This is a genomic window from Sphingobacterium anhuiense (genome assembly GCF_042686355.1).
Classification (GTDB): domain Bacteria; phylum Bacteroidota; class Bacteroidia; order Sphingobacteriales; family Sphingobacteriaceae; genus Sphingobacterium; species Sphingobacterium anhuiense.
Genome location: NZ_JBHUPE010000005.1, coordinates 505217 through 519238 on the forward strand (window position 1 = coordinate 505217; position 14022 = coordinate 519238).

Below are 14022 nucleotides of genomic sequence, written 5' to 3' on the forward strand. Positions count from 1 at the left end.
TCTAAAACCAAGTTTATGAATGCTAGAGAAAGTAAGGTATTATTATATAGTTTGATTGCCTCTTTAGGAGGCCTGCTGTTTGGCTTTGATATTGCCATCTTTTCGGGGACTATACCTTTTATTGTGCCACATTTTAACCTTGAACCTGATCAGTTGGGCTGGGTGGCAAGTTGTTTGTACGTTGGTTGTATCTTTGGGGCTATGGCTTTTGGAAGAATCGCTCAACGATTAGGAAGAAAACCTTCTTTAATTCTAGTATCCGTCATTTTTATTGTATCATCTATTTTCATGGGAATAGCCAATACCATTGATAGTATTATCTTTTGGCGTATTGTGGCGGGGTTTAGTGTCGGCGGAGCTTCTATTCTGTCACCACTTTACATTGCGGAAATAAGCCCGCAGAAGATCCGGGGTAAAATGGTTTCCTTAAATCAGATGGCTATTGTAATCGGAATTTTGTTGGCATATCTGTCCAATTATTTTCTTTCGGGTATTGAAGGCAACTGGCGATGGATGTTTATTAGTGGGGCAGTTCCTGCTGCAGCTTTTTTAATAGCATCATTTTTCTTTCCGGAGAGTCCAAAATGGTTAATTTATAAGGGAAAACTTGCTGAGGGTACGCGTATTCTTGAAAAAACGGTGGATGCGGCGGAACTGGTCAGTGAACTGGAATATTTACAGAGTCAAAATACAAAGGGAAAAGATTCTATCGGTGGGATCTATCGCTCCATTTTTCAAAAACCATATTCTTTTTTGTTATTGATAGCTATCGTAATCGCTGTTTTTCAGCAAATATCGGGCGCTAATGCGGTCTTGTTTTATGCGCCAATTATTTTTGAAAAAGTTGGTATGGATGTCGAAAATCAATTGTTAATACAGATATTAATTGGTTCAGTCAATCTGTTGTTCACATTGGTAGCTATTCGAACAGTCGATAAATTTGGGCGAAAAAAATTGATGATGATAGGTGCAGGGACTATGGCAGTTTTATTGCTCTTGATCGGGCTTTCTTTCCAGGGTGATTTTATTCCTCAAAAATTTGTTAGTGCGCTGGTTCTTCTTTTTATTGGAACATATGCGGCAACATTGGCACCTGTTACCTGGGTTATTATTGCTGAAATTTTTCCATTAAGAATAAGAGAACAGGCCATGTCAATCGCTTCCGCCTTTTTATGGGTTGCATGTTTCGGAATTACTTATGTTTTTCCAGTCATGATTGCCACATTGACCACATTTCAGACATTTACCATATTCGGGGGGTTATGTGCGATCTATTTCTTATTCCTTTGGCTTTATGTGCCAGAAACTAAAAATAATCGGGTCTAACATCATTGAGATGTTTTAATTGGTGAAATTTTAAACTCCATGAGTTGAAAATGTATTTAGCCTTCAGACGCTAAAGAATTATATAAATATTAATAAACAAAGCACACATTATTTTAATGAACGAAGTAAAAGATAAAGTCGTCATCGTCACGGGGGCAGGGAAAGGTATTGGAGAGGGTATTGCAACATACTTCGCTGCATGTGGTGCTAAAGTCGTCATCGCTACCATCAGCAATCAGGAAGGTGAAGAACTACAAAAAAAACTAACTGATAAAGGTTATCAGGCTTATGCTGTACAAACTGATGTTTGTTCTGAAGAGAGTGTGATCAATATGGTTGCAAAGACAGAACAATTTTTTGGATCGATCGATATATTGGTCAACAATGCGGGTATCACGTTATTTAAATCAATTTTGGAAGCTACATTGGAGGACTGGGATCGTGTTATTAATACAGATTTGAGAGGGGTATTTTTGTGTACGAAGTATGTTGCCCAGAGTATGATAAAGCACGCTAGTCATGGATCAATTATTAACATATCTTCTAATCATGCTTTTAGAACTTTACCCGATACAGAAATGTATGCAGCAGCTAAAGGCGGGGTCAATGCCATGACAAGAAGTATGGCGCTAAGTCTCGGGAAATATGGAATCAGGGTTAACTGTGTATGTCCAGGGTTTACGGATACATACCACTATCAAAATTGGTTGGCCGATAAGGATAACCCATCACAAGTCGAAGCTGATGTTGTGAAATTGCATGCAACTGGTAAAATTTCGACACCATTAGATATTGCTCATATGGTTGCGTTTTTAGCTGGTGAAGCAAGTTCTAATATAACAGGTGGTGAATTTATGGTTGATGGAGGATTGACTGCTGGTCTTTATCATGCGGATAAATTTTAATGTATGAAAATAATAGCATACGAGCTTTTTAAAGTACCACCGAGATGGTTGTTTTTAAAAATCGTCACAGACGAAGGGATAATCGGCTGGGGTGAACCTGTTTTAGAAGGTAAAGCGGACACGGTATGTGCTGCCGTGCGTGAGCTTATGGATACACTGATCGGTAAAAATCCGATGGATATTGAAGACCACTGGAATATGATGTATCGAGGTGGGTTTTACCGTGGGGGGCCTATTCTCATGAGTGCAATAGCAGGCATAGATCAAGCACTTTGGGATATTAAAGGTAAATTTTATAATGCCCCAATTTATGAATTACTTGGAGGGAAATGCCGTACCGAGATTGAAGTTTATTCATGGGTAGGTGGCGACGAACCACAGGTTATTTTGGAGGAAATTCAAAAGGTGGTTGATCTCGGTTTTCGGACGATCAAGATAAATGGCACCAATAGCATGCGCTATTTGGATTCTTATGCTGAAATCGATGCGCTTTTGGAGCGGATGGATTTGATAAGAGAGCGCTTTGGTAATCAGATCAATGTCGGAATTGATTTTCATGGTCGGGTACACAAACCTATGGCTAAGATATTGGTTAAAAAATTGGAAGAGTACAATCCTATATTTATTGAAGAGCCACTGCTTTCTGAAAATATGGAAGGCATAGAGCAATTGGCAAAATTGACCCATATTCCTATTGCACTAGGAGAGAGACTTTTTTCACGCTGGGATTTTAAGCGGGTATTGGAGAGTAGAGCTGTTGATATTATCCAGCCTGACCTTTCTCATGCTGGAGGGATTACGGAATGTCGGAAAATTGCATCTATGGCGGAGGCTTATGATGTAGCAATAGCTCCTCATTGTCCTCTAGGACCTATAGCACTTGCTGCCTGTCTGCAATTGGATGCTGTAGCTCACAATGCTGCGATTCAGGAGCAGAGTCTGGGTATTCATTACAACACTTCTAACGATCTTCTCGACTATGTCTCGAATAGGGAGGTTTTTTCATATGACAGAGGGATGGTAAAGATACCAAGTGGTCCCGGATTAGGTATCACAGTTGATGAAGATTATGTTAAAAAGATGAGCTTGATTGGTCATGACTGGCATAATCCAATATGGAGAAATGAGGATGGTTCAATAGCCGAATGGTAGTTTATAACAAATAAGATTATGAGTTTTAAAGAGAAATTGAAAAATAAGGAAGTGGTGATCGGACCTTTTTCTAAGACCTCTGATGCGGGGATGATTGAAGCGATGGGATATTCGGGTTTTGATTTTATAATCATTGATTTGGAACATGGACCTAATGATATTTTAAACGCGCAAAATTTGGTGCGAGCGGCTGAGATCTCAAATACTTTTCCAATTATTAGAGTTGCAGAAAATGGCCCAACGGAGATTGGAAAAGCGCTCGATATTGGTGCAAAGGGAGTGCAAGTTCCTCAGATTACAAATGCTGATGAAGCAAAGCAAGCTGTTCAGTATGCTAAATTTGCACCATTGGGTATGCGGGGTGTGTGCCGCTTTGTACGTTCGGCAGCGTATTCCAATACAGACCGATTTGAGTACTTTAAATCGGCAAATGATAACTATTTGATTTTGCAACTGGAAGGGGCTGAGGCTATTCAAAATGTGGATGAAATTATTGAAGTGGAAGGTGTTGATGTGATTTTTATAGGTCCCTATGATCTATCGCAGGCTTTGGGTGTGAGCGGTCAGATCAACCATCCTTTGGTACTGGAAAAGATGAAAGTTATTATTGATAAATGTCGGACAAAGGGATTAGCAACCGGTGTATTTACGGATAACTTGAAAGATGCTAAATCTTGGATAAAATTAGGTGTCAATTATATTTCTTATTCGGTAGATGTAGGTATTATTCAAGAAGCTTCGAAAGCGATTTTACAAGAGCTGACTTCCGGGGATTAACATGTAAGAATGGCTAAATATCCGATTCTTATTTAATAGGATTCCAGTCTTACTGGATGAGAATCGGTTTGCTCGTAAATTTTTTTTAGCATAATTCTGACAAACCTAATCGTAATAGTGGGGGTAAATAGAAACGTTTTTTAAAGTTTATTCCTTCTTAATCAATATGCCAATATTGAGATTCGATTGATAAAAGTTCGAATTATTAGTCTATTTTCCTCACAGTAATGTCATTGAATCTAGAAGAAAATTTCCCTTGGAGTCATTTTCTTTTTGCTTCATGCTTCACATTAATCTAATCTTAAATTCTACAACTTTAGATTCTTTTCTTTCATTTTAATAGTATTTCATATAGTATTATATCTCATTTTTCAATAAGGGGTAATATAGTATGTAATGTGGTTAGTAAAGTTTGAGTATTTGATTTTTGTAATAAACATCTTTGTTTAAAGCAATTATGAGATTACAAATATGTATCCATACAGACTGACCAATTTATTTTCACTTTTAATACGTCATGCCATTAAAGGTACTTGGAGACTATATGCCAGTTTTAGTGTTCTTTTATTTCTAGTAAAGTTAACATGCGCTTCTCCTCCTATTTGATGAAAAATACGATTAGCTCTATTCTTGAATGCATCCATATTATACATGAACTAGCATAAATCTACATCTTAAACGTCTTCGAAAATAATGCTTTTTCTGCAAATATTAATCTTTAATTAGTTGATTTTTATATTGTTGTGTGTTTTTTTATGCAAGATTGTTTTGAACAAAATGAAGATAGCTGATTTGTTTCAGTGTGAAGAGTAGGGACTACAGGGATTGGTAATAATATTATACACAAATGCTAAAAAGAAAGGAGGTAAATGAATAAATCGTGCTAAGTGAATTATGATAATTAAATAAACCAATAATTAAAACCAAATCAATTAACTTATAAATTTAAAATTATGAAGAGAGTACTACTCTTGTATTTCTATATTCTATTAGTATTAAAAGTTTTTCCTCAAGAAACTTTGAGTATTAGTGGTACCGTGAAAAGCGATTTAAATGAAACATTACAAGGAGTTACTGTTTCTGTGATCGGACAAAAGGTAACAGTCATCACAAATGCACAGGGGGCCTTTACAATAAAGTTGACAGACCCCAAACTCGCTAAGTTGAGATTTTCATATGTAGGTTTTACAACTAAAGAAATAGCTGTTGGAGAGACAACAGATTTTAACATTATACTTGAAAAAAGTGAAGCAACGGCTATGGATGAAGTGACTGTTGTGGCATTTGGAAAAGCTAAAAAAACTTCAATTACAGGATCTGTTGTTTCAATCCGAGCGCAAGATTTGAAGGGGCCGAGCAGCAATTTGACGACCGCCTTGGCTGGAAAAGTACCAGGTATCATTGCCTTTCAACGGTCTGGGGAACCAGGTCAAGACAATGCTAACTTTTTTATTAGGGGAGTTGGAACATTTGGTGCAGGTAAGCAAGATCCTTTAATCTATATTGATGGTATAGAAAGCACTCCTACAGATCTTGCACGTCTAAATCCAGATAATATTGAAAATTTTTCAGTTCTGAAAGATGCTGCCGCAACTGCCTTATACGGTTCTAGAGGTGCGAATGGAGTATTGTTATTGACAACAAAGAATGGTGAATTAGGAAAAACAAAAATTAACTTTCGATTGGAAAATAGAATTTCTGGGAATACAAAAAGTTACAAGTTAGCTGATAATATTACCTATATGCGTTTAGCAAATGAGGCCGTGTTAACCAGAGATATTTTAGGAGCTCCGCCTTATGATCCTAATAAAATTGAAAATACAGCCGCAGGTAAAGATCCTTTATTGTATCCTAATAATGATTGGATGGACTTGCTTATAAAAGATTATACACACAATTTTGCTGCTAATTTAGACGTGAGAGGTGGAAATGAAAAAGCGACGTATTTTGTTAGTTTCACATATGATGAAAATAATGGTTTGTTAAAAGAAGCTAAGTTAAATAACTTTAAAAGTAATGTTAAAACACAGGCCTACTCACTACTATCCAATATCACAATCAACTTTACAAATACTACAAAAGCAACGATAAGTGTTAGAGGAGTATTTGATTCTAATAATTCACCAAGGGGAGGAGGCGCAAGAATATTTACGCTCGCAAATTCAGCGAATCCGGTAGCTTTTCCAGTTCTTTATGATCAAAGTTTTTTACCGTATGCTCAACACCCATTATTTGGTAGTGCATTAACACCTAATTCGACAAACACTTTATATACAAATCCATTTGCGACTTCAGTGTCAGGTTTCCAACAGTTTAATAGGTCGCAATTAATTCCGAAAATTGAAATTTTTCAAGGTCTAGAAAAGCTCACTGAAGGACTTAGCGCCAGGGTCATGGCTTACACACAACGCGATGCTGATTTTACTTTAGCAAGAGGATATAGTCCATTCTATTATCAACTCAGACAAATTGGTGGAGAGAATATCCTTAGCCTGTTAAATCAAACCACACCGGGACAACCTCAGATTGGGCAGCCGCCTACCGAGTATTTAACTTATGAACCTGGTGCTAAAAATGTCTCAACGATTATTTATGGAGAAGGTGTGCTTGATTATAGAAGAACGTTTAAAGATAAGCATACCATTGGAGGCCGGGTTATTAGTACGATTCGATCATCCCTTAATGGTAATGCAAATTCCTTACAGTTATCACTTCCAAAGCGAAATCTGAACTTAATGGCCCAAACTAATTATTCATTTAAGGATAAATATACCGCAGAATTTTCTTTCGGATATAATGGATCTGAAAGGTTTTCAGATCGTAAGCGATTTGGATTCTTTCCTGCAATCAGTGGTGCATGGATCATCAGTAAAGAGAAATTTTTAGCAGATTCAAGAATCATCAATAACTTAAAACTTCGTGCTAGTTATGGTAAAATTGGTAACGATCAAATTGGTGAGGATGCCGATCGTTTTTTCTATTTATCAGAAGTTAGTCTTAATGCAGGAGACAAGGGATATACATTTGGAGAAAATTATGGATATTTTCGACCGGGTATAAGTACCTCTCGATATGCGAATAGTGAAATTTCTTGGGAAGAGTCTAAGCAAAGTAACATAGGAATAGAAGCAACACTTTTTAAAGACTTCGATTTGACCATTGAGGCATACAAGCAGGAGCGTTCAAGTATCCTCCTGACGAGGACTAATATACCAACGTTAGTGGGTCTTCAAGCTCCTGCAAGAGCAAATATTGGAAAAGCAAGCAGTAAAGGAATAGATGCAAATATTAGTTTTACACGCTATTTTGGAACTGATTTTTGGATTAAACTAATGGGCAATCTCACTTATGCAACTAGTAATTTGATTTTCAATGAGCAGCCGATATATCCTGATGGTTTAACTCATTTAGATCGTCTTAATAAACCTGTTAATCAAATTTATGGTTTGATTGCAGAGCGATTGTTTACCGATGAAGTTGAAGTTAGAAATTCTCCGACACAAAGTTTTGGTTTATACGGTGCTGGGGACATCAAATATCGTGATATCAATGGTGATGGTAAAATTAGTAATCTTGATATAGTTCCTATCGGGCTTCCGACTGTACCCGAAATCATTTATGGATTTGGCGGGTCTTTTGGAGTTAAGCAATTTGATTTTAGCTTTTTCTTCCAAGGATCAGGCAGATCTTCTTTTATGATCAATGCCAACTCTAATCGAAATGATGCAGGTGATGTATTGGGAATATCTCCTTTTGTAACGGTAGGTGGTTCACAATCTGGATTATTAGATGTTATTGCTCAAAATCACTGGAGTGAAGATAATCGTGATCCTTATGCATTTTGGCCACGTCTAAGTAGTGAAGTGATACAAAATAATGTTCAAAGTTCTACTTGGTGGTTACGTCGTGGTGATTTTTTAAGACTAAAACAAGTTGAATTGGGATACAATTTCTCGGAACGAATTGCTAAAAGAATTGGTTTATCTAATCTTCGATTATATGGGAGTGCTTTAAACCTATTGACCATGAGCAGTTTTAAGATTTGGGATGTCGAAATGGCTGGCAATGGGCTTGGTTATCCTTTACAGCGTGTGTATAATTTTGGAATAAAAGTCATCTTATAGACGTATTTGATATGAAAAATAATTTAAATATAAAAATGCAGTACAAGCGAGTGTTTGTGTCAGTAATGATTTTAATGTGCATCATGATTATTTCAGGATGCACAAAATATTTAAATGTTGCACCTGATAATTTACCTCGAGTAGAAAATGCTTTTGCACTTAGGAGTGAAGCAGAAAAGTACTTATTTACTTGTTACTCTTATATCCCTGATGAGGGAAGTACTGCATCGAATCCGGCTTTTTTAGGAAGCGATGAGATGGTCGCGCCTTTAGTTAGTCGATCTAATAGTTTAGCGGCAAACCTACCTAGAGGAAATCAAAACGTAGTGGATCCTTATTTTAACAATTGGGATGGAAAGAATGGTGGTGTTCCGCTATTTCAAGCGATACGTGATTGTAATATTTTTATAAAAAATATGCAAGACATGAGTAAGGTGCCCGATATAAACCTAGATGAACGAAATAGATGGATAGCTGAGGGACAATTTTTGAAAGCTTATTATCATTTTATTTTGATGCGTGCTTATGGACCAATTCCCATCATGGAAGTAAGTCCTGAGATTGATCAGCCGATCGAAACGATGAAACTTAGTCGTATGCCAATAGATAGTGTAACAAACTTTATTGTTAACTACATTGATTTGGCTGTGCCTAATCTACCCATAGCAATTGCTAATACCGTAAATGAACTGGGGAGGATAACAAGACCTGCAGCATTGATGTTAAAAGCTAAAGTTTTAATTTTAGCAGCGAGTCCATTGTTTAATGGAAATTCAGATTATACTAGTTTTAAAGACAAAAAGGGTCAGCAGCTGATAAGGGCTGATTATGACGCGAGTAAATGGGAAAAAGCCGTTCAAGCTTGTAAAGAAGCAATTTTAATCAGTGAAGCAGCTGGAATAAAATTGCACAAATTTAATTCGGAACTGTTTAAGTTAAGTGATACAACAACTTATCAGATGGGTCTACGAAATGCTGTGAGTCAAAAATGGCAAAATTCAGAATTAATCTGGGGTAATTCTAATTCCAATACAAATTATACCCAAGCGGTTACTGTGGGACATTTTGATGGTCGTTATGGTAGTAGTAATGGTGCAATTGCAGATGTGGGAGCAACAATGAAATTAGCAGATCTGTTTTATACTGCTAATGGAATTCCTATTGCCGAGGATAAAACCTTGCAATTTGGAGACAAGGGAGAATTGCGTACAGGAGTTAATAAGGAACGCTTCAATAATCTGTTGAATTATCAATCTTCACGTTGGAACTTTGATCGTGAGAATCGTTTTTATGCAACACTGGCATTCGACGGTAGCATTTGGTACCAGGAAGGAAGCTTGACTCGAACCGATGAAAATACCTTTAATATACAGTCGAGATTAGGAGGTCCGAGCTCTGGAACACCCCTTCCCCCATCGGGATTTTTTTGTAAAAAATTAATTAACTGGAAGTTTATGTGGAGTGCTGATAATGGTATCAGTTATGAACGTTATCCATGGCCTAATATGCGATTGGCAGATTTGTATTTGCTTTATGCTGAGGCACTAAATGAATTGTCTGGACCGAGCGATGAAGTGTATACCTATTTAAACCGAATCAGATCTAGATCAGGTTTGAAGAGTATCGAAGAAAGTTGGAGCAATTATTCCAATAATCCCACTAAGTACCAAAATAAAGAGGGACTGCGACAAATCATTAGACAAGAGCGAGGAATCGAACTAGCATTGGAAGGTAGTCGATTTTGGGATGTTAGAAGATGGAAAACAGCTTCTTTAGAAACAAATGGGAATGTGCAAGGATGGGATATATCACAAAGTTCACCTTCTTTATATTACCGTGTTTTGACCTTTTATAGCCAGCGTTTTGTCGCTCCTCGTGATTATTTATGGCCTATTGCTGAAGACAACTTATTAGTTAACGAAAATCTAGTGCAAAATCCAGGTTGGTAATTCTATAATAATATGAAAAAGATTAAAAATATATTTTTCACCAGCATCATCAACTTAGGATTGGTGATGCTGAATGGCTGCCAGAGCGATATGTTAAATGCTCCTATAGAAAATAATACTGCAAAACCAGATGTGGTGACCAATATAAAAGTAGAAAATAAAAATGGGGCTGCTTTGTTGACTTACACCTTACCCTCTTCGGAAGATTTACTCTATATTAAAGCCGAATATGAAATTCGTCCTGGGGTAAAGAGAGAAGCAATCAGTACTTTTTATACGAATCAATTATTGGTTGATGGTTTTCATTCTACTGATGAACATCTGATCACTTTATATGCTGTTAGTCGTAGTGAGATTAAGTCTGATCCGGTAAAAGTGACCATTAAACCATTAAAATCACCTATTCAACGTGTTTTTGAAAGTTTAGCTATTATACCAGGCTTTGGAGGACCGAATATAAAATTTGAAAATAAAGATCGAGCACCTGTTGTTATTATTCCAATTATTAAGGAAAGTCAAGGACAAATAAAAAGTTTAGAAAAAATCTATACTCAAACTTCATCGGGTAATATAACATTACGTGGACAAGAAGCTATCGAAACCAATTTTGGATTTACAGTTTCGGATAAATTTGGAAACGTTACTGATACAGTTTATAAAAATATAACACCTTATAGCGAGGCCAAGTTGGATAGAACTAAATTTGCTGAGTTTCCGCTACCTGGAGATGCGGCTTTGGCGTATGGGACATTTGTGAGGTATTTGTGGGATGGTAATTACACTGGGGCTCGGTGGCCATGTATATTTACTACAGAATCTGCAAGTACACCGCAAACTATTACAATTGATTTGGGCGTTACTAAAGCCCTAAGTAGATTGATATACTTCCCTCGAACTGAAGATGGAACTAATTTTTACAGAAGAGCTTGTATGAAAACATTTGAAGTTTGGGGAACAAATAATCCCTCATCTAATGGGAGTTTTGACAATTGGACGTTATTGGCCTCAAATACCATTGTTAAACCTTCTGGACTTCCTTCAGGTCAGGAAACTGCTGAAGATAAGGCGTATGCAGAGCAGGGCTGGAGTACGGAGTTTGAACCTGGATTACCTCCATTTAGATATATTCGAATAAAAAATCTTAAAAATTGGGAGAATACTTTCTCGATTATGGGTACACAAATTGAAGTTTACGGAAGCAAATAACATAAATCAATGAAAAGAAATATTATATTGAGTATTATGGCAATTGCCTGTTTTACCTCTTGTAGAAAAATGGATGATTATAAATCATTCCAAGGAGGTAAGGAAATTTATTATCCTGGAATATTGGATTCTGCACGTGTGTTTTCGGGTAATAAAAGAGTGTTATTATGGGGGCTTTTTACATCAGATCCAAAGATTGTTAAGTATAAGGTTTTTTGGAATGGAAAAGAAAGTTCAATAGAAAAGGACATCGTTCGATCTATAAGTATTGACACTGTAGAGTTGTTTTTGAATAATTTGAATGAAGGAGGTATAAGTTTTGAAGTAAGAACGTTTGATGCAAAAGGTAATAGTTCTGTACCTGTTAATGTGAGCGGTATTGTTTATGGAAAAAATTATGCAGATGGTTTGATTAATAGAGGTTATAATAGGGGGACGACAGTTTATGATGACAATACTGGAGTGTTGACAATTGATTGGGTTAGTGTTGATCCGACTGCTATTTTTACTCTAGTGGAATACATCGATACTAATGGAGAAAATAGAAAGTTAAAAGTAACAGATGCTGAAGCTACAAAAACCTTTATTACAGATTATAAAAAAGGGACTAATATTGCCATTAACACCGCATACTTGCCCAATACTACTGCTATTGATACTTTCTATGTCGCAAAAAAAGAAATATTTAAGAGGTAATTATCGTTGTAAATTTACTGTATCGATTATTTTGTATGATAAGTAAAATTATGAGAATTTAATGATTGTTAATAATTTTTGGTCTGTTAAGCTGCAATATGTAATATATGCAATTAGGTTTTATTAATCTTATATGGTATAAAGCAAACTAATGATATTATGTTGTTGCAATAATAGTACAGATAGATTATGATCCTTAAAATTTCTTTTAGAAATTAAGAAGAAAGGTTAATAACAGTCTTGTCATGATAATGGCAAGACTGTTATTATAATAAATGTTATTTTTTAATTTGTGGTTGCTTTGAAAATTATTCTCTAAAGGTAGGATAGTTTACTTAATGATCAATATTGTTTTAGAATCAGGTCTTGGATTGATATATCTTGCAGTTATAAGTTTTTTAAATTATAATCTTCTTAAAAATGCAAATTGTGAAAAATTGGTCAGTATTCATTTTAATGATATTTTTTGCTTCATAATAGGTGTAGATATGTGTAGGAACATATTTAAACGATATAAATAATATGTTCTATTGCTATTCCCAATATACCAACTCGACCATTGAAGCCTCCTTTGTTTATTAGAATTTTTTTCTATAAATGCCACTATTTATTGTCGTGTCTGAGGGAAAAATTTGTTTATAAGCAAATTCATAGGTTGAAGATGCTTCCGCAGGTAAATTTACTGAGCTCTGTACTCTAAATTCATTGGGTATGGTAATGCGTGGCTGGGTAATCTGATGATAAAACTGTGCTATATAGGTCTACGACGCTGATAAATAATTTGAGGTGTCTAGCTTGAATATTAAGGAATCACGTGGTTGAAAAGACCGGTAGTTTTTTTATTTAACTAAAAATGTCACGTGTAAAATGATTAAAGAAACTTGAACATATTCTCAGATTATTGGAACAATATTGACGATAGACCACTGATGAAAAAGTAATGAAATTTTTTAGAGTTAATATTTGTTGTCTTATCTGATAGTTTTTGTTATTTGAATTTTCCGTTAGCCTGTATCTCTCCTGTATTAAAAAAAAAAGTGTTTTCCCATATATTTGGGGTAGAAAAGTTTAATTACAAGATAGAATTGGTTTAGTTGTTTATTGAAAGGAAATTTATATTTGAGTTATAAGTTTGTTGTTAACCAAGTAGACAGTCTGTAGATCCAACAACTATAGATATAAACATGAGATCAATTTTTTTTATGTCATTTGAAATAGATAAAAAAGGAAGGTGGATAAACTCTACTCTTGAAGGTCATTGTTTTGACAGAAAATTAGCATTGGCATTGGCTCGATTTTTTAAAAAGCATGGCCAGAAAAAAATCGTTGATCTAGGTTGCGGCCCTGGTTGGTATGTACGCATATTACGTGAAAAGAACTTAGTCGCGAAAGGATACGATGGCAACCCATATACTCCAGATATTACATTACAGATTCTAGCTGACGGAACACATTGTGAAGTATTAGATCTAAGTAAAAAGATAATTTTTGAGGAAAAATTTGATAGTGTTTTAAGCTTAGAGGTCGGAGAGCATATACCTGAAAAATATGAACATATTTATTTGGATAATATTGCTAAAAATGCAACAAACTATGTTGTATTAAGCTGGGCTATTATTGGCCAATTGGGTAACGGCCACGTAAATTGTAGAAATAATGAATATATCATAACACAAATGCAAAAAAGAGGATTCGTTTTTGATAAAAAATCCAGCAGTTATTTTAGAGATCGGGCTTCTTTGCCCTGGTTTAAAAACACTATCATGGTTTTTATTAAAATCTAGATCATCTATATAATCTGAATAATAATCAACTAAGTAGTAGGTTTTATAATATGAAATTTAGATTTTTTAGAATCTAAATTTATCTAAACCACTGTCCAATTTT

General features: G+C 35.5%; 9 protein-coding genes. All 9 read left to right on the plus strand.

The annotated features are described in order from the left end of the window. The first annotated feature begins 15 nt into the window (after window positions 1-15). The 9 genes from ACFS6I_RS14080 to ACFS6I_RS14120 all read left to right on the plus strand — a co-directional run bounded on the left by ACFS6I_RS14080 (window position 16) and on the right by ACFS6I_RS14120 (window position 13919). Window positions 16-1326 (plus strand): sugar porter family MFS transporter, encoded by a 1311-nt coding sequence (locus tag ACFS6I_RS14080; protein WP_380921549.1) that lies wholly within the window; start codon window positions 16-18, stop codon window positions 1324-1326. A gap of 116 nt (window positions 1327-1442) precedes the next feature. Further along, a complete protein-coding gene (locus tag ACFS6I_RS14085) occupies window positions 1443-2231 on the plus strand; it encodes an SDR family NAD(P)-dependent oxidoreductase (protein ID WP_380921551.1) in 789 nt (262 codons plus the stop codon). A 3-nt stretch (window positions 2232-2234) separates the two neighbouring features. After that, window positions 2235-3383 (plus strand): galactonate dehydratase, encoded by a 1149-nt coding sequence (dgoD, locus tag ACFS6I_RS14090; protein WP_380921553.1) that lies wholly within the window; start codon window positions 2235-2237, stop codon window positions 3381-3383. Between the two features lie 18 nt (window positions 3384-3401). Next, the gene (locus ACFS6I_RS14095) at window positions 3402-4160 is read left to right on the plus strand and encodes an HpcH/HpaI aldolase family protein (RefSeq protein WP_380921555.1); all 759 of its coding nucleotides are present in this window, start codon (window positions 3402-3404) and stop codon (window positions 4158-4160) included. A gap of 953 nt (window positions 4161-5113) precedes the next feature. Further along, window positions 5114-8284, plus strand: coding sequence for a SusC/RagA family TonB-linked outer membrane protein (locus tag ACFS6I_RS14100; RefSeq protein ID WP_380921557.1), 3171 nt, complete (start codon window positions 5114-5116; stop codon window positions 8282-8284). 11 nt (window positions 8285-8295) lie between these two features. Further along, window positions 8296-10233: a RagB/SusD family nutrient uptake outer membrane protein gene (locus tag ACFS6I_RS14105; RefSeq protein WP_380921559.1), complete on the plus strand. Its 1938-nt coding sequence runs from the start codon at window positions 8296-8298 to the stop codon at window positions 10231-10233. A gap of 12 nt (window positions 10234-10245) precedes the next feature. Further along, a complete protein-coding gene (locus ACFS6I_RS14110; protein WP_380921561.1) occupies window positions 10246-11439 on the plus strand; it encodes a DUF5000 domain-containing lipoprotein in 1194 nt (397 codons plus the stop codon). Window positions 11440-11448: 9 nt separating this feature from the next. Then, entirely contained in the window at window positions 11449-12135 is a 687-nt protein-coding gene (locus ACFS6I_RS14115; protein WP_380921563.1) for a DUF4998 domain-containing protein, read from the plus strand. A 1184-nt stretch (window positions 12136-13319) separates the two neighbouring features. After that, a complete protein-coding gene (locus tag ACFS6I_RS14120) occupies window positions 13320-13919 on the plus strand; it encodes a class I SAM-dependent methyltransferase (RefSeq protein ID WP_380921565.1) in 600 nt (199 codons plus the stop codon). Window positions 13920-14022 lie beyond the last annotated feature (103 nt).